Annotated in this window: 23 protein-coding genes and 1 pseudogene; 18 read left to right on the plus strand and 6 right to left on the minus strand. The window is 58.0% G+C overall.

Features of this window, described 5'->3' with window-relative positions; genetic code table 11:
- Positions 1–107: 107 nt before the first annotated feature.
- From G5168_RS16340 to G5168_RS16365, 6 genes and pseudogenes are all read right to left on the minus strand, one after another.
- Positions 108–341: pseudogene (locus G5168_RS16340) on the minus strand (IS3 family transposase); the annotation flags it as partial.
- 24 nt (positions 342–365) lie between these two features.
- Complete coding sequence (fhuB, locus tag G5168_RS16345; protein WP_421252459.1) at positions 366–2348, minus strand: Fe(3+)-hydroxamate ABC transporter permease FhuB; 1983 nt, start codon at positions 2346–2348, stop codon at positions 366–368.
- Positions 2345–3271 carry an ABC transporter substrate-binding protein gene (locus tag G5168_RS16350; RefSeq protein ID WP_227341690.1) on the minus strand — a complete coding sequence of 309 codons (927 nt, stop codon included), beginning with the start codon at positions 3269–3271 and terminating at the stop codon, positions 2345–2347. Before G5168_RS16350 ends, fhuB begins: the two co-directional genes overlap by 4 nt.
- A gap of 18 nt (positions 3272–3289) precedes the next feature.
- Positions 3290–4054 carry an ATP-binding cassette domain-containing protein gene (locus tag G5168_RS16355; protein ID WP_421231430.1) on the minus strand — a complete coding sequence of 255 codons (765 nt, stop codon included), beginning with the start codon at positions 4052–4054 and terminating at the stop codon, positions 3290–3292.
- Positions 4042–5736, minus strand: coding sequence for a multidrug ABC transporter permease/ATP-binding protein (locus G5168_RS16360; protein WP_421252460.1), 1695 nt, complete (start codon positions 5734–5736; stop codon positions 4042–4044). Before G5168_RS16360 ends, G5168_RS16355 begins: the two co-directional genes overlap by 13 nt.
- 79 nt (positions 5737–5815) lie before the next feature.
- Complete coding sequence (locus G5168_RS16365) at positions 5816–7912, minus strand: TonB-dependent siderophore receptor (protein WP_227341687.1); 2097 nt, start codon at positions 7910–7912, stop codon at positions 5816–5818.
- A 396-nt stretch (positions 7913–8308) separates the two neighbouring features.
- Between G5168_RS16365 and mioC the strand changes: the two genes are divergently transcribed.
- The 18 genes from mioC to G5168_RS16455 all read left to right on the plus strand — a co-directional run bounded on the left by mioC (position 8309) and on the right by G5168_RS16455 (position 25356).
- Entirely contained in the window at positions 8309–8758 is a 450-nt protein-coding gene (gene mioC, locus G5168_RS16370; RefSeq protein ID WP_227341686.1) for an FMN-binding protein MioC, read from the plus strand.
- 508 nt (positions 8759–9266) lie between these two features.
- Positions 9267–11156, plus strand: coding sequence for a tRNA uridine-5-carboxymethylaminomethyl(34) synthesis enzyme MnmG (gene mnmG / locus G5168_RS16375; protein WP_227341685.1), 1890 nt, complete (start codon positions 9267–9269; stop codon positions 11154–11156).
- An 8-nt stretch (positions 11157–11164) separates the two neighbouring features.
- On the plus strand, positions 11165–11791 hold the full coding sequence (gene rsmG, locus G5168_RS16380) for a 16S rRNA (guanine(527)-N(7))-methyltransferase RsmG (protein ID WP_227341684.1): 627 nt from the start codon (positions 11165–11167) through the stop codon (positions 11789–11791).
- 26 nt (positions 11792–11817) lie between these two features.
- Positions 11818–12621 carry a ParA family protein gene (locus G5168_RS16385; RefSeq protein ID WP_216952494.1) on the plus strand — a complete coding sequence of 268 codons (804 nt, stop codon included), beginning with the start codon at positions 11818–11820 and terminating at the stop codon, positions 12619–12621.
- Positions 12618–13526 carry a ParB/RepB/Spo0J family partition protein gene (locus tag G5168_RS16390; RefSeq protein ID WP_227341683.1) on the plus strand — a complete coding sequence of 303 codons (909 nt, stop codon included), beginning with the start codon at positions 12618–12620 and terminating at the stop codon, positions 13524–13526. Before G5168_RS16385 ends, G5168_RS16390 begins: the two co-directional genes overlap by 4 nt.
- A 190-nt stretch (positions 13527–13716) precedes the next feature.
- The gene (locus tag G5168_RS16395) at positions 13717–14127 is read left to right on the plus strand and encodes an ATP synthase subunit I (protein WP_216952492.1); all 411 of its coding nucleotides are present in this window, start codon (positions 13717–13719) and stop codon (positions 14125–14127) included.
- 8 nt (positions 14128–14135) lie between these two features.
- A complete protein-coding gene (atpB, locus tag G5168_RS16400) occupies positions 14136–14918 on the plus strand; it encodes a F0F1 ATP synthase subunit A (RefSeq protein WP_421252461.1) in 783 nt (260 codons plus the stop codon).
- Between the two features lie 58 nt (positions 14919–14976).
- Entirely contained in the window at positions 14977–15219 is a 243-nt protein-coding gene (gene atpE / locus G5168_RS16405) for a F0F1 ATP synthase subunit C (RefSeq protein ID WP_005307205.1), read from the plus strand.
- 55 nt (positions 15220–15274) lie between these two features.
- Complete coding sequence (gene atpF, locus G5168_RS16410) at positions 15275–15745, plus strand: F0F1 ATP synthase subunit B (RefSeq protein WP_204480536.1); 471 nt, start codon at positions 15275–15277, stop codon at positions 15743–15745.
- Positions 15746–15758: 13 nt separating this feature from the next.
- The gene (gene atpH / locus G5168_RS16415; RefSeq protein ID WP_204480539.1) at positions 15759–16292 is read left to right on the plus strand and encodes a F0F1 ATP synthase subunit delta; all 534 of its coding nucleotides are present in this window, start codon (positions 15759–15761) and stop codon (positions 16290–16292) included.
- Between the two features lie 15 nt (positions 16293–16307).
- Complete coding sequence (atpA, locus tag G5168_RS16420; RefSeq protein WP_216952485.1) at positions 16308–17849, plus strand: F0F1 ATP synthase subunit alpha; 1542 nt, start codon at positions 16308–16310, stop codon at positions 17847–17849.
- Positions 17850–17891: 42 nt separating this feature from the next.
- Positions 17892–18758, plus strand: coding sequence for a F0F1 ATP synthase subunit gamma (atpG, locus tag G5168_RS16425; protein ID WP_041210471.1), 867 nt, complete (start codon positions 17892–17894; stop codon positions 18756–18758).
- A gap of 33 nt (positions 18759–18791) precedes the next feature.
- Positions 18792–20180, plus strand: coding sequence for a F0F1 ATP synthase subunit beta (gene atpD, locus G5168_RS16430; RefSeq protein WP_026455856.1), 1389 nt, complete (start codon positions 18792–18794; stop codon positions 20178–20180).
- Positions 20181–20198: 18 nt separating this feature from the next.
- Positions 20199–20627: a F0F1 ATP synthase subunit epsilon gene (locus G5168_RS16435; protein ID WP_005339345.1), complete on the plus strand. Its 429-nt coding sequence runs from the start codon at positions 20199–20201 to the stop codon at positions 20625–20627.
- Between the two features lie 93 nt (positions 20628–20720).
- The gene (glmU, locus tag G5168_RS16440; RefSeq protein WP_227341682.1) at positions 20721–22088 is read left to right on the plus strand and encodes a bifunctional UDP-N-acetylglucosamine diphosphorylase/glucosamine-1-phosphate N-acetyltransferase GlmU; all 1368 of its coding nucleotides are present in this window, start codon (positions 20721–20723) and stop codon (positions 22086–22088) included.
- A 20-nt stretch (positions 22089–22108) separates the two neighbouring features.
- Positions 22109–23512, plus strand: a complete 1404-nt coding sequence (locus G5168_RS16445; RefSeq protein ID WP_216952480.1) for an undecaprenyl-phosphate glucose phosphotransferase — start codon at positions 22109–22111, stop codon at positions 23510–23512.
- Positions 23496–24815: an outer membrane beta-barrel protein gene (locus tag G5168_RS16450; RefSeq protein WP_227341681.1), complete on the plus strand. Its 1320-nt coding sequence runs from the start codon at positions 23496–23498 to the stop codon at positions 24813–24815. Before G5168_RS16445 ends, G5168_RS16450 begins: the two co-directional genes overlap by 17 nt.
- Before the next feature lies 1 nt (position 24816).
- The gene (locus G5168_RS16455) at positions 24817–25356 is read left to right on the plus strand and encodes a polysaccharide biosynthesis/export family protein (protein WP_201963337.1); all 540 of its coding nucleotides are present in this window, start codon (positions 24817–24819) and stop codon (positions 25354–25356) included.
- Positions 25357–25362: the final 6 nt, after the last annotated feature.

Raw genomic sequence — 25362 nt, forward strand, 5'->3', positions numbered from 1 at the left:
GGATCATACCCAGATCAGATGGACTTAGCCCACGATGGTAGACATATTCTGTTCTCACGACGAGACTTATTCGAAGACCTCTGGTGTGACGCGCATCCAAGGTGGCTCTAGCGTCGCACTCTGTAGTAGAACGCTTCAATGCAATCGAAGATTTCGGCGCGGACCAGATCGTGGGTTTTGTTGATCCTTTTTATGATGCGATCTTTTTTTCAGCGAACTGAAGAACGATTCAGAGACAGCATGATCCCAACAGTTGCCACGTCGGCTCATATTGGGGGCCAAGTTATTGGCCCCAAAAAACACTGCCTATCGTTACTGCCATATTGGCAACCCTGATCCGACTACACGATAGCCAATCCACAAACCTAAAGGCGGCGCAGGCACCACATGAAGTAAGCGCCCCCTAATAGGGTGGAGACCAGCCCGACCGGCACCTCCTGCGGGAAGAGGATCTGCTGGCCGACCCAGTCCGCCGATACCATCAACAGGGCGCCGGAAGCGGCGGCCCCAAGCAGGTGCCAGCGTGCCCGCACCAACCCCATCAGCTTGGCCATATGTGGTGCCAGCAGACCAACGAAGGAGAGCGGCCCCACCACCAGTGTGGCGCTGGCAGTGAGCACGGCCACCAGCAGCAGGATGGCGAGCTGGGCACTGTTGAGGCGAATGCCCAGCGCGGTCGCCACCGCACTCCCCATTGGCAGCAGATCGAGCCAGCGGCTGACAAGCAGGCAGGCGGCCAGCATCAACAGCGCCAGCCCCACCAGCCCATAGGCCACCGGCAGGGTGACGTAGTAGGTGGAACCGGACATCCATGAGAGCAGTTGCTGCACCCGCAGGTCACCGTTGGCCAACGCGATGGCCTGCAGCGGCTCAAACAACGCCGTGATGGCGATACCTGAGAGCAGGATCCGCTCCGGCTGGAAGCCGTGCTTGCGATTGACCACTCCCAGCAGCAAGAGACAAGCGAAGGCCCCGATCAGGCCGCCCAGCAGCATTATGGGCAACGGCAAAGCTGGCAGCAGTAAGGCCGTCGCTATCACCCCCATAAAGGTGCCGCCGCTCACCCCCAGCAACTCCGGGCTCGCCATCGGGTTGTTGCTGACCCGCTGCAACAGGGTGCCCGCCAGCGCCAGCAGCACGCCAGCAGCCCCCGCCGCCAGAGTGCGCGGCAGCCGCCACTCCAGCTGGGCCTGCCAGCGCAGCCAGCTTGGCCAACTCCAGCCCATCATCCCCTGTCCAACCAGCAGGGAGGCGACCACGGCCAGCATCAGCCCGACCAGCAACAGGCCAATAAGGCGAGCCGGTGCCGGATGGCGGGCCACCAGCAGGCCGGCGTTTGCCTTTGGCGTACCCGACTTGATGCCAAGGCGCGGGATCAGCCAGAGCAGCAGCGGCGCGCCCAGCATGGCGGTCATGGCGCCAGTGGGGATCAAGACTGGCCAGAAGCGGCTCAGACTCTGCAGCAGCAGATCGGTCGCCGCCAGCAGCAGGGCGCCGAGGATCGGTGTCCACAATAGCCGTTGGCCAAGCTGACGGATCCCGAGCAGCCGCACCATGGCGGGCGCTGCCAATCCGATAAAGCCGATTAGCCCAACCACGCTCACCACGCAAGCGGTGACAAATACCGCCAAGCCAAGCCCCGCCAGTCGCAAGTGTTGGAGGGAGACCCCCAGACTGCGGGCGCTGGCATCATCCAGCTCCAGCACCGCCAGCGGGCGCACCAGTACTGCGGCCAGCAAAGCGGCTGCCAGCAGGCGGGGCAACAGATAACTCACCCCGCTCCAGCTGTTCTGCACTAGCGAGCCACTGCCCCACACCAGCAAGCCTTTCAGCTCCTCCTGAAAGAACAGCAAGAGCCCCATGCTGATGGCCGCCAGATAGAGGTTGATCACCAGCCCGGCAAAGACGATGACCACCGGATTGAGCTGGCGACGCCAGGCCAGGGCAAACACCAGTGCCATCGCAAGGCTGCCGCCGGCCATGGCGATCCACTCCCGCCCCAGCAGCAACCAGGAGGGGGCAAATAGGGTCACCATCATCAACGCCAGTTGAGCGCCGGAGGCTACCCCCAAGGTGGTCGGAGACGCGAGCGGGTTGCGCAGCACCTGCTGCATCAGGGAGCCCGCCAGCCCGAGCGCCGCTCCGGCCAGCAGGGTGACCACCAAACGGGGCAGCCAACTGAAATGCACCACCGCCTGGCTGACGTCATCCAGATTGGGGGCGAACAGGCTCTGCCACCAGAGCGCACCGGGCAGCTGGCGAGCCAGCTCCCAACATCCGAGCGAGAGGGTCAACCCCAGCAGGATCGAGACCGGCCGCAGCAGCGGCGATGTGAGCAGTCGCTTCATCGGTTAGCCTCCATACGCTCGGCATCTTGCAGCAATGCATCGCTGAGCAGACCGGCGAAACGGCGGGCGGCAAGTACGCCGCCAAAACTCCAGACCGCAGGCAGATGCAGCACGGGCGCCTGCCGTACCAGCGGCAGATGCTGCCACAACCCCGGCTCCTGAAGCCGTTCACTCACCCCGACCGGAATGGGATCGACCACCACCAGCCGCGCGGTTGGCAAGGTCATGAACTGCTCGATGCTGACCACCGAGAAACCCCAGTCATTGGTCTGCTCCTGCCAGCCATTTTGCAGCCTGAGCCGCGTTATCACCGCATCGAACAGGCTGTGGCGACCAAACACCCGCACATGGCGCTCATCGATAAACTGCACCACCAGCAGGGGCGGCAGATCCGCAGGCAATCTGACCTGCATGCTGGCGAGATCCCGATCCAGCCCCGCCAGCAGCCGTTCGCCCTCGGCGATTTTACCCACCATACGAGCGAGGGTCAGGGTCACCTCGTGCAGCCGCTGCCACAGATCGGTTTGCCCATCATAGAGGGCGATGGTGCTCACCGGCGCGATGCGGGAAAGAGTTGGCGCCAGCGGGGCCGCCAGCGGCGAGATGAGGATGCGATCGGGTTTGAGCTCCGCCAGCAGCTCGCGGTTGGGCTGGGTGCGCAGGCCGATATCCACCACCCCGGCGGGTAGCCGTGGCTCGCCGACCCATGCCTGATAGGGACCTGCATCCCCAACGGCCAGCGGAGTCACCCCGAGCGCCAGCAGGGTCTCGGCTATGGTCCAGTCAACGGTGGCGATACGGGGTAGCGACTTCACAGCATCGGTTTGAGGGAGCTCTGCAGCGGCAGGCATCGTTGGCTCGGCCTGCAACATAAACGGAGCCAAGAGGCAGCAGAACCAGCCAACTTTCTTGAATAAAAGCATCGAGGTAACAAGCCTTATCTAAACGATGGCGATGGGATGGGCATGAGCCGGGTGGCGAATGACCTCCATCGGAATGCCATAGATGGCGTGCAGGGTCTCGCTGGTCATGATCCCCTCAGGTTCGCCGTGGGTGAGCAGGCGGCCGGAGTGAAGTGCCACCAGCCGATCGCAGAAGCGGGAGGCCATATTGATGTCGTGAATGACGATGATGACCCCGAGGTTAAGCTGACGACTCAACTGCTTGACGAGCGTCAGCACCTCCACCTGATGGGCCACATCCAGCGCGGCCAGCGGCTCGTCCAGCAGGATAAAGCGGCTCTCCTGCGCCAGCAGCATCGCCAGCCAGACCCGCCCTCGCTCGCCGCCGGAGAGGGTATCCACCAGCCGATCGGCAAAGCGTTCGGTATGGGTAAGGGCGATAGCCCGATCGACCTGACGGTGATCCTCCGCCCCCATCCGGCCCAGCAGACCGCGCCAGGGGTAGCGGCCCATCTCCACCAGCTCCCGCCCGAGCAGATTCTCGGCGCTCGGCAGATGCTGGGGCAGATAGGCCACCTGACGGGCGAACTCCCGGTTGCCCCAGTCGTGCAGCGGCTTGCCATCGAACAGGATTTCGCCATCGCTGAGCGGTTGCTGGCGAGCCAACAGCTTGAGCAGGGTCGATTTGCCCGAACCATTGTGGCCGATGAGGCCATAGACCTGTCCCTGCTCGAAACGCAGGTTAGTGGGGTGCAGCAGCGTGCGGTCATTGACCGTAAAGCTGGCTGATTTCATCTCGAACATAAGCAATTCCTGTGCTGGCTTGTCGCCAGTCTCATCGGTGCCGGCACCTCGCAATCCAGGTGGGCGATCGCATCGCGGCTCACTGCGGCGCGGCGCGCGCCGGTCAGTTCGGTGAGCTGGCCCTGACGCATCTCCAGCAGGCGATCGGCCAGCGCGAAGTAGTGATCATCGTGACTGATAGCAATCACCGTCTTGCCCATCTCCTTGAGGCGCGGCAACAGCAGCTGATAGAAGATGCGGCGGAACTGGGGATCCTGATCCGCGGCCCACTCGTCAAACAGCATCACCTCGCGCTGCTCGGCCAGCGCCAGCAGCAGGGCGACTCGCTTGCGCTGCCCCTGGGAGAGCTCGATATCGGTGATAAAGCCATCCTCGATGGTGAGCTTGCTGCCCATCTGCAACCGCTCCAGCCACTCGGCGACCAGCTCATCTTTGGGGTCTGGCCCCAGCAGATGCTGGAACAGGTGATAGTCGGTGAAGATGGCGGAGAAGAGCGCCAGATAGCCGTTGCGATCGGTGACGGGTTCATCATCCAGCAGGATCCGGCCCGATACCGGCTGGTAAAGGCCGGTCAGCAGCATGGCCAGCGTCGACTTGCCGGAGCCATTGCCGCCGATAATGAAGATCTGCTCCCCCTTTTCGATGACCAGATCGATGGGGCCAACGGCAAAGCCGCCCTCTCCCTGATAGTGAAAGCTCACCTGCTCCAGCTCGATACGCTGCCAGGGGCGGATGGCGGGCGGCAGTGGGAAGTCCGCATCCGGCTCGGCCAGATTGAGGGCGGCGATCTTGTCGAACGCCACCTGAGCGGCAAGCAGGGTCGGCAGGGCGCCAATCCCCTGCAACAGCGGGGTGCGCAGGAACAGCAGGGTCAGCGCGAAGGTGGCGGCCACATTGGTGTTGGCCCAGCCAAGGCCGTTGGCCAGAAAGAAGACCAGACCGATCGCCCCCAGCATCATGATATTCGACCAGTTCACCGCGCTCAGGTGATAGGTGTCGGCGCGAATGATCTGCTGGCGGTAGTCACGGGCATCTTGCTCATAGAGCTGGTGGTAAACGAAGTGAGCCCGCTCGCGGTTGAGCGCCAGCTCCTTGCTGCCCGCGATGATGGCCTGATAGTTCTGATAGAGCCGATCTTCGGCCTGACGCATGTGGGAGAGATGGCGATAAACACGGTTCACCAGCAACCAGCCCACCACCATGGTGACGGTGACCCAGAGCGCAGTCACCCCGAGCAATGCAGGAGAGAGCCAGCCAAGGTAAAGGGCAGAACCCAGCGTGAGCACCAGCCCCTGCACCAGCTCAGGCAGGCGCACGAAGGCGATGGTGATCTGGCCGATATCGCTGGAGAGGGAGGCCAGCAGTGGCCCCTGACCAATCTGGCGGATGCGGGCGACATCGGTATCCAACAGTTGCTTGAGCAGACGGCCACGCAACCGGTAGACAAAATGGTGACCGAGAGTGGTCAGGGCCAGCTGAGATCCGAGAGTGATCACCAGCAGCAACACAATCAGGCCGACCAGCTGACCGAGGATCGGCAGCGGATCACCTATAGATTCGATAAGAGACTGATTGATAAAAGCAATGACGCCAATCCCGCTGACGGCACTGAGCAGACTGAGCAGGGTGATGGCGATAAAGGGCCAACGATATTGGCGATAAACCAGAGACAAGAGTTCCATAACGGACCGGTATTCCAGAGAGATCAGAACAACTGCGGGTGAAAAGAAGGGCGGGAATCCGGTTCCCGCCCGACTTCGATTACCAGCGGTAGTTGATGCTGCCCACTACGCTGCGCGGCTCGCCGTAGTAGCAGTAGTAGTCACAACTGGCCACGTAGGTTTCACCCAGCAGGTTGTTGACGTTGAGCTGGGCACGCCAGTTCTTGGCAAAGTCATACCCGATCATCGCATCCCAGACGGTATGGGCCGGCACCTCGGCAGAGCCGTAGATGGGGGTGTAGTCCGCATTCACGGCGCCAATACCCACGCTGGAACCGATATAACGCACACCGGTACCCAGCTCCAGACCCGAAGCCACCCCTTGCTGCACCTTGTAGTTACCCCAGAAGGAGGCCTGGTGGCGCGGGATCAGGCTGGCACGGCGATCGCTACTGCCTGTGTCGTTGGTTTTGGCATCGGTGTAGGTATAAGCAGCGGTCAGACGCAGCGCATCGGTCACCTGCACGCTCCCTTCCAGCTCAACCCCCTGAGAGGTCACTTCACCCGCCTGGGTCTGCTGGCCGGAACCGGTAGAGACCAGCGAGTTGGTCTGGGCCAGATCGAACAGCGCCAGATTGATGTAACCGTCGAGGAAGGCAGGCGCATACTTCACGCCGGTCTCGTAGAGCTTGCCCTTGAGCGGCTTGTAGGAACTCTTGGTGTTGGGATCGATCCCCGGCAGCACCTCGAACGACTCGGCATAGGCAAAGTAGGGAGAGAGGCCGTTGTCAGCCAGATACATCAGGCTGCCCGAGAGGGAGAGCTCGTGATCGTACTGGCGCTCGTCCTTGCTGGTATTGGTGTTGTGGGTCTCCACATAGTCAAAACGGCCACCGGCAGTCAGCAACCAGCGATCGTCCCAGCGGATCTGGTGCTGGGCATAGAGACCGCTCTGGCCCTTGCTGCTCTTCTGGTGAGTAGCAGTCGACTCATCAAAACCGGGGAAGCCGCTGTAATCCGGGTTCATGGTATTGATGGAGCCCATGGCGTAGTTGTCGGCCTCGACCCCTTCATTGACGTGACGCTGCAGATCCACCCCCAGCAGCAAGGTCTGCTCGGTGCTGTCGGTGTTCCAGTAGCCCACCATCTGGTTGTCCATAGTGGCACTCTTGGTATTGCCATCGCGGTAAACCAGGCCACGACTGGCGGTTGTGCCTTCATAGGTCGGGAAGATATAGGTCTGGCGCAGCAGCAGATCGTTGTAGTTGAAGCGGACGTTCTGCTTGAACTCCCAGGTCTGGTTGAGCTGGTGGGCCAGCTCGTAACCGGTGGAGATCTGGGTATTGCGGTTGCGATCGTAATCCGGCTGGCTCAGGTTGGTGGAGGGATCAATCTGGCCACCTGACGTATTCAGGGTGCCATAGACCGGGAAGAAGCCGTTGGTCGGGACCCCTTCGTCGTGCAGAAAACTGGCCAGCAGGGTCAGGCTGGTACGATCCGAAAGATCGAAGGTGACGCTGGGCGCCAGATAAACCCGATCGTTGTAAGTACCGGTAAGCACCCCATCACGCTCTTTATAAAGAGCAACCATGCGGTAGCGGCTGTTGTCGGAGAGCGCGTCAGAGACGTCCACCCCGACTTGACGATGATCCCGGCTGCCAAGCTGCAGATCCACCTGCCCTTGCGGCGTGGCGGTCGGCCGCTTGCTGATGGCATTGATCACCCCGCCCGGAGGCGCCTCACCGTAAAGGATCGAGGCTGGCCCTTTCAGCACTTCCACACTCTCCAGACCGAACGGTTCCGGCGTCCAGACGTAGTAGCCGGTGCCAAACAAGCGGTTGCCATCCAGATAAGAGGCGGCATCGAAGCCACGCACCTTGAACCAGTCGGTGTTGTTGTCGGAACCATAGAGACCGGTCAATACGCCGGAACGGTAGCGAATCGCTTCATCCAGCTGCAACACGGCGTGCTGATCCAGTTCCTCGCGATTAACCACGGAGACGGCGCGAGGGGTCTCGGCCATCGGCACTTCCACCTTCATGGCCGTACCGGTCACCACCATGGTTTCGCTGGCTTTGGGCAGCTCAGCGGTGGTTTGTTCGGCCATCAGCGGCAGGGAGACGAGCAAACCGGAGAGCGAAAGCACGCCGAAGGCGCCCTTCTTGCCGGGTCCTGTAGTGTATTTTTGCGCAATCATATTAAAGTCTCGTTTATCAATGAGTTATGTTGTTTTAATTGTTATTTGTGGTCGTTTGTCACGACATCACCCTGTTCCATGGGCGAATAAAGCAGCGCAATCCTACTACAGGAGCCGTGATCGAATCGATTCAATAATTGCCAATCATTTGCATCTACATTGTTATCTAGCTGCATCATTGGCAGGATCTCGCAGGGGATGGGAGTCATCAGGAGAGCCATGAGCGGAGAAGACAATGGAGAGGAATATAAAGAAGCAGAAAAAAGATCGGCAGGATGGATCCGGTGGCATTATCTGACTGGATCCATTATCCCCAAGCTTTATCCATATTTATCCACACCCTTTGGCGGTAGAATCCGGCTTTCCGTTTCTTTGTCTGAAATCAGGATCCATTCCATGGCCAAACTCAATCTCGTCGTCGGCTCCATGCTGGGCGCCGCCGAATATGTCGCAGACCACGTCGCCAACCTGCTGGAACAGGCTGGCCACCAGACTCGGATCCACAACCCGGCCAAGCTGGCAGAGGTGCTGGATGATGCGGGATCCATCCTGCTGGTGGTCACTTCCACCCATGGTGCCGGGGATGTGCCCGACAACCTGCAACCCTTCGCCAAGGATCTTGCCGAGCAGCATCCGGATCTTAATTCATTGAAATATGGAGTGATTGCCCTTGGTGACAGCAGTTATGACACCTTTTGCCAGGGTGGCAAGACGCTGGATCGGCTGCTGGCCGAATGCGGTGCCAGCCGGATCGGCGAGCGGCTCGACATAGATGTGACCCAACACGAGATCCCCGAAGATGCCGCAGAAGTGTGGATCCGCGACTGGATGACGATGATCGTCTGATCAGCGTGCGGGAGATCCTGAAAAAAAGCTTGATCTCCCCACTTATCCCCAGATCGACTATCCACCGTGTTATTAACAGATTGATCCGGGGGAGTTGTTCTACAAGGTTACCCACAACGCCCAGGGGTAATGTGCATAACTACGGTGTAAAGCTCTGCAAAACCTATAGTTATCCATGTATTAGATCCAGACCGACAGACCTCTGTGTATAAAAGTCCTGGTTATCCCCTCGTTCACCGAGCCAGGATCCAAGCTTTTCCACAAGCTAGGATCGTCCTTAAATTAATGATCTTTATGATCAAAAAGTGCTTATCAACAGAAAGGGCGGATCCTAATAAGAGATCCAGTAAAAGATCGATCTAAAGATCCTTAAGATCTAATTAGTGGATCCTCCCTTCATACTGAACGTTAAGTAGACGTTCCCCTCAGGACGCGAAACAGATAGAATGTTCCGCCCTTTAGCCCAGGCAAATAAAGATCTTCAGGCGTGCAGATCAAGGTGATCCCAATGCAATACCATGAACAATTTGATGTGATCGTCGTCGGTGGCGGTCATGCCGGAACCGAAGCAGCAACAGCGGCAGCCCGTATGGGCATGAACACCCTGTTGCTGACCCACAATATTGATACGCTGGGACACATGTCCTGTAATCCGGCGATCGGCGGGATCGGCAAGGGACACCTGGTCAGGGAAGTTGACGCACTCGGCGGGATCATGGCGCGTGCCATCGATCTTGGCGGGATCCAGTTCCGCACCCTCAACTCCTCCAAGGGCCCGGCAGTACGAGCCACTCGTGCCCAGGCGGATCGCCTGCTCTACAAGGCTGTCGTTCGCCAGATGCTGGAGAACTACCCGAACCTGAAGATCTTCCAGCAGGCTTGTGACGATCTGATCATGGATGGGGATCGTGTTGCCGGTGTGGTCACCCAAAGCGGGATCCGCATCAGCGGCAAGACTGTGGTGCTGACGGTCGGTACCTTCCTGAATGGTTTGATCCACATCGGGATGGAAAACTACAAGGGCGGTCGTGCCGGGGATCCTCCCTCGATCGCTCTGGCCCAGCGCCTGCGTGAACTGCCGCTGCGCATCGATCGTCTCAAGACGGGTACGCCGCCGCGCATCGATGCTCGCAGCGTCGATTTCTCTGTGATGCAGGCCCAGCACGGCGACGATCCGCGCCCCGTCTTCTCGTTTATCGGCGATGCCAGCCAGCATCCCCGTCAGGTGCCCTGCTACGTCACCCACACCAACGAGCGTACCCACGAAGTGATCCGCAATAACCTGGATCGCAGCCCCATGTACGCCGGGGTGATCGAGGGGATCGGCCCGCGCTACTGCCCGTCGATCGAAGACAAGATCACCCGTTTTGCCGACAAGACGGCGCACCAGATCTTCGTCGAGCCGGAAGGCCTGACCACCCACGAGCTCTACCCGAACGGGATCTCTACCAGCCTGCCGTTTGACGTGCAGGTGCAGATCGTTCGCTCCGTGCGTGGCTTCGAGAACGCCCACATCACTCGCCCCGGCTATGCCATCGAATATGATTTCTTCGATCCGCGGGATCTCAAGGCCAACATGGAGAGCAAGTGCATTCCAAACCTGTTCTTCGCCGGCCAGATCAACGGGACGACCGGTTACGAAGAGGCGGCGGCACAAGGCCTGATGGCCGGTCTGAACGCGGCCTTGCGTGCCCAGGACAAGGATCCCTGGAACCCGCGTCGGGATCAGGCCTACATGGGTGTGATGATGGATGATCTCTCCACCCTGGGGACCCGCGAGCCTTACCGCATGTTCACCAGCCGCGCCGAATATCGCCTGCTGCTGCGGGAAGACAACGCCGATATCCGCCTGACTGCCATCGGTCGCGAACTGGGTCTGGTGGATGACGAGCGCTGGAGCAAATTCAACGCCAAGATGGAACAGGTCGAGCTGGAGCGTCAGCGCATGCGTTCAACCTGGATCCACCCGCAACATCCGTCACTGGAGGCAGTCAACGCTCTGGTCAATACCCCGCTGACCCGCGAGCAGAGTCTGGAAGAGCTGTTGCGTCGTCCCGAAGTAACCTACGATGCCCTGATGGCCATCGACGGGGTCGGTCCGGCCATCGCCGATCCGGCCGCCGCCGAGCAGGTGGAGATCCAGATCAAGTACGCCGGTTACATCGAGCGCCAGCACGACGAGGTGGAGAAGCAGCTGCGCAACGAGAACACCCTGCTGCCGCTGGATCTCGACTACCGCGATGTGAACGGCCTCTCCAACGAGGTGAAAACCAAGCTGAACGATGCCAAGCCGCAGACCATTGGTCAGGCTTCCCGCATCTCCGGCATCACCCCGGCGGCCATCTCCATCCTGCTGGTTCACCTGAAAAAACACGGCCTGCTGCGTAAAACCGCCTGAGGAATCCCATGTTGGAAAGATTGAACGGCCTGCTCAAGCAGGCCGAAATTGTTATCACCGATACCCAAAAGAGCCAACTGGTGCAGTTGGTCGAGTTGCTGCACAAGTGGAACAAGGCTTACAATCTCACCTCGGTGCGAGATCCGGACGCCATGCTGGTCAAGCATATCCTCGATAGCCTGGTGGTAAGCCCCCACTTGCACGGTGAGCGCTTCATCGACGTGGGGACCGGTCCCGGCCTGCCGGGATTGCCGCTGGCGATCATCAATCCGGACAAGCAGTTCGTTCTGCTAGACAGTCTGGGCAAACGGATCAACTTCATCCGCCAGGTCATTCTGGAGCTGGGGTTGACCAATGTGACGCCGATCAAATCCCGGGTGGAAGAGTATCAACCCGAAGTCGGGTTTGATGGTGTACTCAGCAGAGCGTTCGCTTCGCTAGAGGACATGCTGAGCTGGTGTCACCACCTGCCGTCAGAACAGGGCTGCTTCCTCGCGCTCAAGGGACAATATCCCGCAGAGGAGCTGGCCCAGTTGCCTGCCAATATCCGTCTGGTAGCCTGTCATGAGCTGCGGGTGCCGGAGCTGGAAGGCGAACGTCATCTGCTGGAATTCAAACATATCCAGCCCGAATAGGGTCGCAGTTTCATTTAGGGGATAGTGTGGGAAAAGTCATTGCCATAGCCAACCAGAAGGGTGGAGTGGGTAAAACCACCACCTGTGTGAACCTGGCCGCCTCCATGGCCGCCACCCGGCGCAAGGTGCTGGTGATCGATCTGGATCCGCAGGGCAATGCCACCATGGGCAGCGGCGTCGACAAGTACGAAGTCGAGCGCACCGCCTATGAGCTGCTGATCGAAGATGCTCCCATCAGCGAGGTGATCATACCCGAAACTTCCGGTGGTTATCACCTGATCGCCGCCAACGCCGACGTGACCGCAGCCGAAATCCGCCTGATGGAGTTTTTCGCCCGCGAGATCCGTCTGCGCAATGCGCTGGCCTCGGTGCGGGACAAGTACGACTACGTCTTCATCGACTGCCCACCTTCCCTCAACATGCTGACCGTGAATGCCATGGCCGCCGCCGACTCCGTGCTGGTGCCCATGCAGTGCGAATACTATGCGCTGGAAGGGCTCACCGCCCTGGTCGACACCATCAGCAAGCTGGCCGCCGTGGTCAATCCCGATCTCAAGATCGAAGGTGTGCTGCGTACCATGTACGATCACCGCAACCGGCTGGCCAATGATGTGTCCGATCAGCTAAAACAGCACTTTGGCGACAAGGTCTACCGCACCATCATTCCCCGCAATGTTAGACTGGCTGAGGCCCCGAGTTTCGGTGCCCCGGCCATGCACTATGACAAATCATCGGTGGGCGCCAAGGCCTACCTGGCACTGGCTGGCGAGATCCTGCGCCGCCAGGAGCAGGAACGTCAGGCGACCATCGCAGACCGAGAGAGCATATGACTCCGAAAAAACGTGGACTGGGCAAGGGGCTGGATGCCCTGCTCAGTACCAGCACGGCTGCCCGCCAGAAACAGGTGATGAGCGATCAGCGCACCGAGCAGGCCATGGCCCCCGCCAACCAGGGGGAGCTGCGCAAGCTGCCGGTGGAGTGGTTGCAGTCCGGCAAGTACCAGCCCCGCAAGGACATGTCCCAGGATGCACTGGAAGAGCTTGCCAACTCCATCCGCGCCCAGGGGGTGATCCAGCCCATCGTGGTACGCCCTCTCGGCGAACAATCCTTCGAAATCATCGCCGGTGAGCGGCGCTGGCGCGCGTCCCAGCTGGCGCGGCTCGAGGTGGTGCCCTGCATCGTCAAGGATGTACCCGACGAGGCTGCCGTTGCCATCGCGCTGATTGAGAACATCCAGCGGGAAGACCTCAATGCCATCGAAGAGGCGGTCGCTTTACAAAGACTACTGACCGAATTCGAACTCACCCACCAGCAGGTGGCCGAGGCGGTGGGCAAGTCCCGCACCACGGTGACCAACCTGCTGCGTCTCAACCAGCTCAACGACGACGTGAAGCGTTTCGTCGAGCATGGCGACCTCGACATGGGTCATGCCCGAGCCCTGCTGGCCCTGAGCGGTCAGGCTCAGTCCGAACTGGCCAAGCTGGTTGCCCAGAAAGGGCTGACTGTACGCGATACCGAGAAGCTGGTGCAAAAAGCGCTTGAACCGGCAAAAGCCAGGGTCGAACCGGCCCGTGATCCGCAGATCGGCTACCTGGAGCGCCAACTGGCAGAAAAAATTGGCAATCAGGTGCAACTTCAGCCTGGCAAGCGGGATAGCGGAAAGTTAGTAATAAGTTACGAGAATTTATCCGATTTGGACCGTATATTGGGCTATTTTGGCGTGTCAGAATCGTGATTCTTACGCTTTTTGTAGTAATAAAACATCCATTCCTTTTGATATGGCCATAACCTTGATTTGCCGCGGAAAGCCGCAAAAATTAAGGATTTTTGTCATATTGCAATAGCGGCCCTCAAGGGTATAATTTGACCGGCTTTAAGAGCTGTTAACATGGGGTCTTCGGATCCCGATTTTTTACAGTTCTGTAATGTTCAGGGGTAGGTTGGTGAAGCAGAAAATAGCCTTGGAAGGTTTTACGCTAGCCTGGGTTATGCTCGTTTGTCAGCTCATCCTGATCCTGGCGATGAGTGCTGTCTGGTTTTATCAGATTAGTGCCAGCGCCGGTTATTCCGCCCTTTACGGAGGGGGGATGTACTGGGTTCCTCAAGCCTTGTTTACTGTCTGGGTGCTGCGCCGCAAGGTGACAACCGAGAGTGTGGGCCTGGTTTTGCGGGACTTTTATGGTGGGGCTGGGATTAAGCTCGTTTCGACAGCAGGTCTGTTTGCTCTGTTGTTTGGTGCGAAAGTCGAGGTCGTTACCGTCTCGTTTTTCGCCACTTATATCCTCGCCCTCGTTGTACAGTGGATAGTCTCATTCACGCTTAACAACCACTATTAGGAAAACTCATGTCTGCAACCGGAGAAGTCCTGACTCCTCAGGGATATATCTCCCACCACCTGACCCACCTTCAAGCCGGGTCCGGGTTCTGGACGGTGAATATCGACTCAATGGTATTCTCCGTCGTGCTAGGCGCCCTGTTTATCCTGCTGTTCCGCAAAGTAGCCGTTAACGCTACCAGCGGGGTGCCGGGTAAGCTGCAGTGCTTTGTGGAGATGCTGGTCGAGTTTGTGAATGGTAACGTCAAAGACATCTTTCATGGTCGCAACAAGGTCATCGCACCTTTGGGGTTGACTGTGTTTGTCTGGATCTTCCTGATGAACCTGATGGATCTGATCCCCGTTGACTTTATCCCTCACGCTGCACAATTGATGGGTATTCCCTATCTGCGTGTGGTTCCCTCTGCTGACGTTAACATCACCATGTCCATGGCTTTGGGCGTGTTCTTCTTGATCCTGTATTACAGCATCAAGGTCAAGGGTATCGGCGGGTTTGTGAAGGAGCTGACGCTTCAGCCTTTCAACCACCCGGCGGCCATCCCGGTTAACCTCATCCTGGAAACTGTTACGCTGGTATCCAAACCGGTCTCTCTGGGTCTTCGACTGTTCGGCAACATGTATGCTGGCGAACTGATCTTTATCCTGATTGCGGGTTTGCTACCCTGGTGGTCACAGTGGATCCTGTCCGTGCCTTGGGCAATTTTCCACATCTTGATCATCACTTTGCAGGCATTCATCTTCATGGTTCTGACCATCGTCTATCTGTCGATGGCACAGGAAGACCATGGTTGATGCGACTCAAATAATCCTTTTTATACAATCAATTACATCTAAATAAATGGAGATCCTCATGGAAAACTTGAACATGGACCTGCTGTACATCGCTGCTGCAATGATGATGGGTCTGGCTGCTATCGGCGCTTCCATCGGTATCGGTATTCTGGGTGGCAAGTTCCTGGAAGGTGCTGCTCGTCAACCTGATCTGATCCCTGTTCTGCGTACCCAGTTCTTCATCGTAATGGGTCTGGTGGATGCGATCCCGATGATCGCCGTTGGTCTGGGTCTGTATGTGATGTTTGCGGTTGCTGGCTAAGTCGTTACGACATCTCCAGGCATAACCCATTAACTAACTAAAGAGGACATCGGCTGTGAATATCAACGCCACCCTCCTCGGCCAAGCAATTGCTTTTTTCTTCTTCGTTGTGTTTTGCATGAAGTATGTATGGCCGCCGCTGATGGCTGCCATCGAAGCCCGTCAGAAAGCTATTGCTGACGGTCTCTCTTCTGCCGAACGAGCCAAGAAAGATCTGGATTTGGCCAAGGCCAACGCCGTCGATCAGCTGAAAGAAGCCAAGCTGCAGGCTGCTGAAATCATTGAACAGGCCAACAAACGCAAGGCCCAGATCATTGATGAGGCAACTGTCGGTGCTCAGGCTGAGCGGGAAAAAATCCTGGCTCAAGGCCGTGCCGAGATTGAAGCTGAACGTCATCGTGCCAAAGAGGAACTGCGCAAGCAGGTTGCTGCTCTTGCCATTGCGGGTGCAGAGAAGATCCTGGCGCGCCAAATCGACCAGGCTGCCAACAGCGACATCGTCGACAAACTGGTAGCTGAACTGTAACGGGAACGGGGCTATGTCTGAACTGACTACAATCGCTCGCCCCTACGCCAAGGCTGCTTTCGAGTTTGCCGTTGAGCACAAGGCGGTTGATCAGTGGCTGGGGATGCTCAGCTTCGCTGCGGAAGTAGTGAAGAACGAGACCATCCACTCCCTGGTTAACGGCTCTGTGGCTGCCGACGAGCTGGCAAAACTGTTTGTCAGCATCTGCGGGGAGCAACTCGACGAGCATGGCCAGAACCTGATCCGGGTAATGGCAGAGAATGGTCGCTTGGGTGTGCTGCCGGCGGTCGTTGCCGAATTTGTGGTGTTCAAGTCTGAACTGGACAAAGAAGTTCAGGCTGACGTGATTTCGGCGATTGCACTGACCGACCAGCAGAAAGCCAATATTCAGGCTTCTCTGGAACAACGTCTCGCGCGCAAAGTGAAGCTGAATTGCAGCATCGACGCGTCCTTGATGGCCGGGGTGCTCATCAAGGCCGGTGATCTGGTTATCGACGGAACTGTCCGCGGCAAGCTGGATCGCATGGCTGACGCGCTGCAATCTTGATTGGGGTATTAGAGCATGCAACTGAATTCCACTGAAATCGCCGAGCTGATCAAGCAGCGCATTGCGCAGTTTGATGTAAAGAGCGAAGCGCGTAACGAAGGTACCATCGTCTCCGTGAGTGACGGTATCATTCGTATCCACGGCCTGGCCGATGCCATGCAGGGTGAGATGATCGAGCTGCCGGGCAACCGCTACGCTCTGGCATTGAACCTGGAGCGTGACTCCGTTGGTGCCGTAGTGATGGGTCCCTATGCCGATCTGGCCGAAGGGATGAAAGTAAAAGGTACTGGCCGCATTCTGGAAGTGCCGGTCGGTCGTGGTCTGCTGGGCCGGGTGGTCAACACCCTGGGTCAGCCTATCGACGGTAAAGGTCCGGTCGAGCACGATGGCTTCTCTCCGGTAGAAGTGATTGCCCCGGGCGTTATCGAGCGTAAGTCTGTTGACCAGCCTGTCCAGACCGGTCTGAAAGCCATCGACTCCATGATCCCTATCGGTCGTGGCCAGCGTGAGCTGATCATCGGTGACCGCCAGGTAGGTAAAACTGCCATTGCGATCGACACCATCATCAACCAGAAAGACTCCGGTATTAAGTGTGTCTACGTTGCGATTGGCCAGAAGGCCTCCACCATCGCCAACGTGGTGCGCAAGCTGGAAGAGCACGGCGCCCTGGCCAACACCATAGTAGTGGTTGCCTCTGCTTCCGAAGCGGCTGCCCTGCAATACCTGGCTCCGTATTCAGGTTGCTCCATGGGTGAGTACTTCCGTGACCGCGGTGAAGATGCCCTGATCATTTATGATGACCTGTCCAAGCAGGCCGTTGCATATCGTCAGATTTCCCTGCTGCTGCGCCGTCCGCCAGGACGTGAAGCATTCCCGGGCGACGTATTCTATCTGCACTCCCGTCTGCTGGAGCGTGCAGCTCGCGTCAACGACGAGTACGTAGAGAAGTTCACCAAGGGTGAAGTGAAGGGCAAAACCGGTTCTCTGACCGCGCTGCCGATCATCGAAACCCAGGCGGGCGACGTATCCGCGTTCGTTCCGACCAACGTGATCTCCATCACCGATGGTCAGATCTTCCTGACTTCCCAGTCTTTCAACGCCGGTATTCGTCCTGCGGTTGATCCGGGTATCTCCGTATCCCGTGTGGGTGGTGCCGCCCAGACCAAGATCGTCAAGAAGCTGTCCGGTGGTATCCGTACCGCGCTGGCCCAGTATCGCGAACTTGCTGCCTTTGCCCAGTTCTCTTCCGACCTGGACGATGCAACTCGCAAGCAGCTGGACCACGGTCAGAAAGTGACCGAGCTGATGAAACAGAAGCAGTACTCTCCGATGAGCGTGGCTCACCAGTCTCTGGTGCTGTTCGCCGCGGAAAAAGGCTATCTCTCTGATGTCGAGTTGAGCAAGATCCTCGACTTCGAAGCCGCTCTGCTCTCTTTCGCCGATACCCAGCATGCTGAGCTGATGGCTGAAATCAATGCCAAGGCTGACTACAACGACGCGATCGTTGGCAAGCTGACTGCGTTGCTGGATGACTTCAAGGCAACCCAGACCTGGTAAGCGAGTGTGGCAGCGCAAGCTGCCACCTGATGGAGAGAAGAGATGGCCGGCGCAAAAGAGATACGTAACAAGATCGGGAGTGTTAAAAACACTCAAAAGATCACCAGCGCTATGGAAATGGTGGCAGCAAGCAAGATGCGCCGTGCGCAGGATCGCATGTCTGCCAGCCGTCCGTACGCTGAAACCATGCGCAAGGTGATCGGCCATATCGCTCAGGGGAACCTGGAATACAAACACCCCTACCTCATCGAACGTGAGGTCAAGCGAGTGGGTTACATCGTCGTCTCCACCGACCGTGGCCTGTGTGGTGGTCTGAACATCAACCTGTTCAAGGCTGCCCTCAATGATATGAAGCAATGGAGCGCGAAAGGTGCCAAGGTTGACCTGGCTCTGATCGGCAACAAAGCCTCCAACTTCTTTGAACGGCACGGCGCCAAGGTGAAAGCTCACGTCGCAGGACTGGGCGATAACCCGAGCGTCAATGACCTGATTGGTTCAGTCAAGGTCATGCTGAAGGCTTACGACAACGGTGAGATTGACAAGCTGTATCTGGTGTACAACAAGTTCGTCAACACCATGGTGCAGCAACCACGGGTCGATCAACTGCTGCCTTTGCCCGTAACTGAAGACAGCAAGCTGGCCAAGAAACACCACTGGGATTACCTCTATGAGCCGGATCCCAAGAAGCTGCTGGATACCCTGCTGGTTCGCTATGTCGAATCTCAGGTCTACCAGGGTGTAGTGGAAAACTTGGCCAGTGAACAGGCAGCCCGAATGGTTGCCATGCAAGCCGCGACTGACAACGCCGGTAACCTGATTAACGATCTGCAACTGGTATACAACAAGGCCCGTCAGGCCAGTATTACCCAGGAGCTGACAGAGATCGTATCCGGTGCTGCTGCGGTGTAAGGCAAGGGTTATCAAAGGTTTAGAGGATTTGACATGAGTAACGGTTTCATCGTCCAAATCATCGGCGCTGTAGTGGACATCGAGTTCCCGCAGAATGCCGTGCCCCAGGTGTACGATGCACTGAAGGTCGTTAGCGAAGGTCAAGGCCAGGGTCTGGTGCTGGAAGTTCAGCAACAGATCGGTGGCGGCGTCGTTCGTTGCATCACCATGGGTTCCTCCGACGGTCTGCGTCGTGGGTTGGAAGTAATGAATAGCGGTAAATCCATCCAGGTTCCGGTCGGTACTGCGACACTGGGTCGGATCATGAACGTACTGGGCGAGCCAATCGACGAGAAAGGCCCGATCGGTGAAGAAGAGAGCTGGTCAATCCACCGTGAAGCCCCCAGCTACGAAGATCAGTCCAACAGCACCGAGCTGCTGGAGACCGGCATCAAGGTTATCGACCTGGTATGTCCGTTCGCCAAGGGTGGTAAGGTTGGTCTGTTCGGTGGTGCCGGTGTAGGCAAAACCGTAAACATGATGGAGCTGATCCGTAACATCGCGATCGAACACAGTGGTTACTCTGTATTCGCCGGTGTAGGTGAGCGTACCCGTGAGGGTAACGACTTCTACCACGAGATGATGGAGTCCAACGTACTGGACAAAGTATCTCTGGTTTACGGTCAGATGAACGAGCCGCCCGGAAACCGTCTGCGCGTTGCGCTGACCGGCCTGACCATGGCCGAGAAGTTCCGTGACGAAGGTCGTGACGTGCTGTTCTTCGTGGACAACATCTACCGTTACACCCTTGCCGGTACTGAAGTATCCGCACTGCTGGGCCGTATGCCTTCCGCAGTAGGTTACCAGCCGACCCTGGCCGAGGAGATGGGTGTTCTGCAAGAACGTATCACCTCCACCAAGACCGGTTCCATCACCTCCGTACAGGCCGTTTACGTGCCTGCGGATGACTTGACTGACCCGTCTCCGGCGACCACCTTCGCCCACCTGGATGCGACCGTCGTACTGTCCCGTCAAATCGCGGCACTGGGTATCTACCCGGCCGTTGACCCGCTGGACTCTACCTCTCGTCAGCTGGATCCGCTGGTGGTTGGCAAAGAGCACTACGAGACCGCTCGTGGCGTTCAGACCGTACTGCAGCGCTACAAAGAGCTGAAGGACATCATCGCCATCCTGGGTATGGATGAACTGTCAGAAGAAGACAAACTGACCGTAGCCCGTGCCCGTAAGATCGAGCGTTTCCTGTCCCAGCCGTTCTTCGTAGCAGAAGTGTTTACCGGTTCTCCGGGTAAATACGTGCCGCTGAAAGAGACCATCCGTGGTTTCCAGGGCATCCTGAAAGGCGAGTATGACGATCTGCCCGAGCAGGCGTTCTACATGGTTGGCGGTATCGACGAAGTCGTCGAGAAATCCAAGAAACTGTAAGCCTCGACAGGAGGGCCCATGGCAGAGATGATCTCCTTTCACCTGGACGTGGTGAGCGCCGAAGGAAAACTGTTTTCCGGTCGCGTGCAATCCGCTCAGGTATCAGGCTCCGAAGGTGAGTTGGGTCTCCGCCACGGTCATGCTCCGTTGCTGACTGCCATCAAGCCGGGCCTGGTCCGCTTGGTGAAGCAGAACGGAACTGAAGAGGTGCTGTACATCTCCGGCGGTATGCTGGAAGTACAACCTGAATCCGTGACCGTGCTGGCGGACACCGCGATTCGTGCTGACGACTTGGATGAGGCGAAAGCCCAGGAAGCCAAGCGCGCAGCCGAAGAGCGGATCCACAGCTCCCATGGTGATATCGACTACGCCCAGGCCGCCACCGAGCTGGCCAAGGCGATGGCTCAACTGCGAGTCATCGATATCGTCAAAAAGAATTACCGCTAATAACGGTGATGTAAAAAGCGACCTTCGGGTCGCTTTTTTTTTACCCGTTGGATAGACTCCGCCGAGTATTTCTCATGTTCCAAAGGCCAATTTATGTCCCTCAACGTCGTGATCCTGGCTGCGGGTAAAGGTACCCGTATGCGTTCCATTCTGCCCAAGGTACTGCACCCGGTAGCCAACAAACCCATGGTTTCCCATGTGATCGATACCGCTCGTCAGGTCGGTGCCGAGCAGCTGCATCTGGTCTATGGCCACGGTGCCGAGCTGCTGAAAGAGCGGATCGTGGCGGCCGATGTGAACTGGGTGCTGCAAGCTCAGCAGCTGGGAACCGGTCATGCCGTCGCCCAGGCCATCCCGTTCTGGAAGGATGAAGACGATGTGCTGGTGCTCTACGGCGATACCCCGCTGATCCAGCCCGAGACCCTGCAGCGCTTGCTCGCCGCCAAGGCTGAAAACGGGATGGCACTGCTGACCGTGGTGCTGGACAACCCCACCGGCTATGGCCGCATCGTCCGTGAAAATGGTCAGGTAGTCGGTATCGTCGAGCAGAAGGATGCCAATGCCGAACAGCTGGCCATTCGTGAGGTGAATACCGGCGTGCTGGTGGCCAATGGGGGCCAGTTGCGTCAATGGTTGTCTCGTCTCGACAACAAAAACGCCCAGGGCGAGTTCTATCTGACCGATGTGATCGCCATGGCTCACAGCGATAATTGCCCGATTGCCGCCGTTCATCCGGAGCGTGCCGCCGAGGTGGAAGGGGCCAACAATCGGGTGCAATTGGCTCAGCTTGAGCGCAGCTATCAGCAGATGCAGGCCGAGAAACTGATGATTGCAGGTGCAACCATGATCGACCCCGCACGCTTTGATTTGCGTGGGGTTTTGGAAATTGGTGAAGAGGTTGTTATTGATGCAAACGTCATCATTGAGGGCAAGGTGACTCTCGGCAATCACGTTCGTATCGGAGCCGGTTGCGTACTGAAAGATTGTGTCATTGGCGATCACACCGAGGTGAAACCCTACTCGGTTATCGAGGGTGCACAGGTGGCAGATCAGTGCTCAGTGGGTCCGTTTACCCGCTTGCGTCCGGGGGCGGTTCTGGAGCAGGATGCGCACGTTGGCAACTTCGTCGAGATGAAGAAGGCCCGTCTGGGGGTTGGTTCCAAGTGCGGTCATCTGACCTATCTGGGTGATGCCGAGATCGGAGCCGGGGTGAATATCGGTGCCGGTACCATCACCTGCAACTACGACGGGGTCAACAAATTCCAGACCATCATCGAGGACGATGTGTTCGTCGGTTCTGATACCCAACTGGTAGCGCCTGTTCGCATCGGCAAGGGGGCCACCCTGGGTGCCGGCTCTACTATTACCAAGGACGTGGGTGAAAATGAACTCGTGATTACCCGGGTACCCCAGCGTCACATCAAGAACTGGGCTCGTCCGGTCAAGAAAACTGATAAGTGATATCAGTATGAAGGCGACCCATGAACAAGCGAATCATCAAGCTCGCAGACGCGAGCCACAGTCTGTTTTCCCGCTTTGTCGATCTGGTGGGAATTTCAGTCTCAATGGTGCTGCTCGCACGGCACTTTGGCTTGTTTCATGGGTTGGACGAGATGTCCCTGGTCACGCTGGGCATGGTGGTCTTCTTTCTGGTCTCCCAGAATACCGGGCTCTATTGCAGCCGGGTTCGTAAACATCTGGCGCAGTCTCTGCTGCGCCTCATCTTCTCCTGGTTGGTAACTGCTACCCTGCTCTACCTGCTGGTCTATCTGGTTCCCATCTTTAAACCCTACCACCCCTTCCCGCTGGAGCTGGCGGTGCTCTGGCTTGCCATGGCCTGCCTCATTTCCACCGGCTATCGGGTGTTGTACCGACTGGTGACCCTCTGGTTCAGCGATGCCTCCTGCTGTCGGCGTGTGGCCATCATTGGCGTGACTCCGGCCGGACTGGCGCTGGAAAAATCCCTGTGGGAGAGCCCGCGTCACGATATTCAGATGCTCGGATTTTTCGATGCCCGTAGCGAAGAGCGCTTCGGTTACCCGACTCGCAGTCCTCTGTTGGGTGATGTCGATGAGCTGCTCGAGCTGGCACGCAAAGGGCTGGTCGACGAAATCTATCTGGCGCTGCCCCTGACCGCCCGGGAGCGTATCAATCACTACCTCTACGAACTCTCCGACACCACGGTTAATACCTATCTGGTTCCCGATTTCTACGAGTACGGCCTGACCGTATCCCACATCGATCGGGTGGGCGATATCTATACCTTCAGCTTTTTCGATTCCCCGTTCGAAGGGGGCGCCGCCCTGCTCAAACGCATTGAAGATCTGGTGTTGGGTTCACTCATCCTGCTGCTCATCTCTCCGGTTATGGCGCTGGTGGCTCTCGGGGTGCGTCTCTCTTCCCCTGGACCCGTGCTCTTCAAGCAGGATCGCTACGGCCTGGGGGGGAAACGGATCCAGGTCTGGAAATTCCGCTCCATGCGCGTCATGGAGAATGATGCCGTGGTGACTCAGGCAACCAGAGGCGATCCCAGAGTGACGCCATTCGGTGCGTTTTTGCGTCGTACCTCGCTGGATGAGCTGCCGCAGTTTTTCAATGTGATTCAGGGCTCCATGTCGATCGTGGGGCCACGTCCCCATGCCGTGGCGCACAACGAGCAGTACCGCTCACTGGTGGAGCGGTACATGCTGCGCCACAAGGTCAAACCGGGGATTACCGGGCTGGCCCAGATAAATGGATTTCGTGGTGAAACCGACACCCTCGACAAGATGGAGATGCGGGTCAAGTTCGATCTCAAGTACATCCAGTACTGGTCGCTCGGACTGGATTTCAAAGTCATTTTCCTGACTGTATTCAAAGGGTTTGTCGGTGCATCCGCTTACTAGCCTCGTTTGCGCCGGACTGCTGCTCTCCCCCTCTCTTTCAGTCCGCGCCGAGGTCACCCCCGTATCCCATCAGGGGCCGCTTGGTCTGGAGATCCAAACCAAGGTGGAGAGCCGTTACGGCCACGACAGCAACCTCTTGTGGCAGCGTGACAGTGGTCAGGCGATTGGCTCCGATTTCGTCGGGATCACCCCGGAATTTCGCTTGGTGGGCGAACGCGGCCTGGATCGCTATCAGTTCAGCTATCTGGGTGATTATCGTCGCTATGGCAGCAGCCATACGGATGACTATGCAGATCACCAGTTCCAGTTTGACGGCAGCTGGCGCTTCTCCCTGCGCAACGCCTTCCAGCTGATGTACCAGTATCGGCTGGGCCATGAGGCGCGTGGCGAGGGGCTGACCGAAGGCTTTATGTTGCAGGGGGATGAGAAGGCTGGCGGTGATGCCACTTTCGGCTGGTTCAACATTGCCGAGCCGCTGCGCTTCAAACGCAGCGAAGTGGGTGGCCGCTACAGTTACGGCGCTCCCGATGCCAGAGGCAAGCTGGAGCTGGCGCTCTCCCACAAGGAGCTGGGCTATCTCGACAAGCACCTCTACCTGCATGACTTTGAACGCTATATGGCCGAGCAGGAGTGGCAGGAGAACACTGCCATTGTCGAGCTGTTCGATCAGGTGACCCATGTCAGCCGTTTTCGTTACACCCTGCAGACCAATCTGCGACGCTATCCGGCCAATCCGCGCAAGGATTCCGACGAGTTTTTTCTCATCACCGGGGTGATGAGCCAGCTGACTGGCAAGACCCGGATCGATGCCAATATCGGCGGGATCTACAAGCGTTTCGTCAACGATCCGCATGCAGAGAGTTTCAAAGGGCTGAACTGGGATCTACGTCTGGAGTGGCAACCGCTCGATTACAGCAAGCTCGCGCTGCTCTCCAGCCGGACCATTCGTGATCCGGGTGGTGACGGCGGCTATGTCAGCAGCCAGCTATATGGCGCCGAGTGGCAGCACCACTGGTCACCCGGAGTTGCGACCACGCTCTCTTATCACGATATCCGGGATGATTATCACCAGTCGGTGGTCTGTGGTAACGACAACCGCCACCGTCAGGACGATATCCATCGCTGGGGCATGGGCATCAGCTACGACATTCGTCCCTCCGTCAATCTGGGGCTCCACTACCAGCAGGCCGACTCCGGCTCCAGCTTTGCCGGGCAGCCCATCGACATCGGCGGCAATTGCTATGGCCGTGCCCTCGGTTACGACAAACAACAGCTTTCTCTTTCACTCAAGGTAGCCATTTAACATGAACAAAAGCGTGATGGTGCTTCTGCTTGGCTGGTTGTTCAGCCTGTCGGTCTGGGCTGGCCAGAGCCCGCAAGGCAACGATTCCGCCTACCGGTTGGCGCCGGGGGATGAGGTCGAAATCCGGGTGTATGGCGAGCCGGATCTGTCGATGAAGTTCAAGGTCGATACCAGTGGCCACGTCAATTACCCCTATCTGGGTCAGGTGCTGCTGATGGGCCATACCACCACTGAGGTGGCCGAGCTGCTGACCAGAGGGCTCAAGCACGGCGTGCTGCTCGACCCCATGGTGACGGTCAACGTGACCACTTTCCGCCAGGTGTTTGTTGCTGGCGAGGTGGCTCACCCAGGTGGCTATGAATACCAGCCCGGCCTGACGGTGGAGAAGGCCGTCGCGTTGGCGGGTGGTTTCACCGATCGCGCCGCCAGACGGGATATCAGCCTGCGCCTCAATGGCAGCGATCAGTTGCTGGAAGAGGTGAGCCTGCAACGGCAGCTAAATCCCGGCGACATCATCACCATCGAACAAAGTTTCTTCTGATCCAGG

It is taken from the genome of Aeromonas sp. 600724 (genome assembly GCF_049175135.1).
Taxonomy (GTDB): Bacteria; Pseudomonadota; Gammaproteobacteria; order Enterobacterales; family Aeromonadaceae; genus Aeromonas; species Aeromonas veronii_A.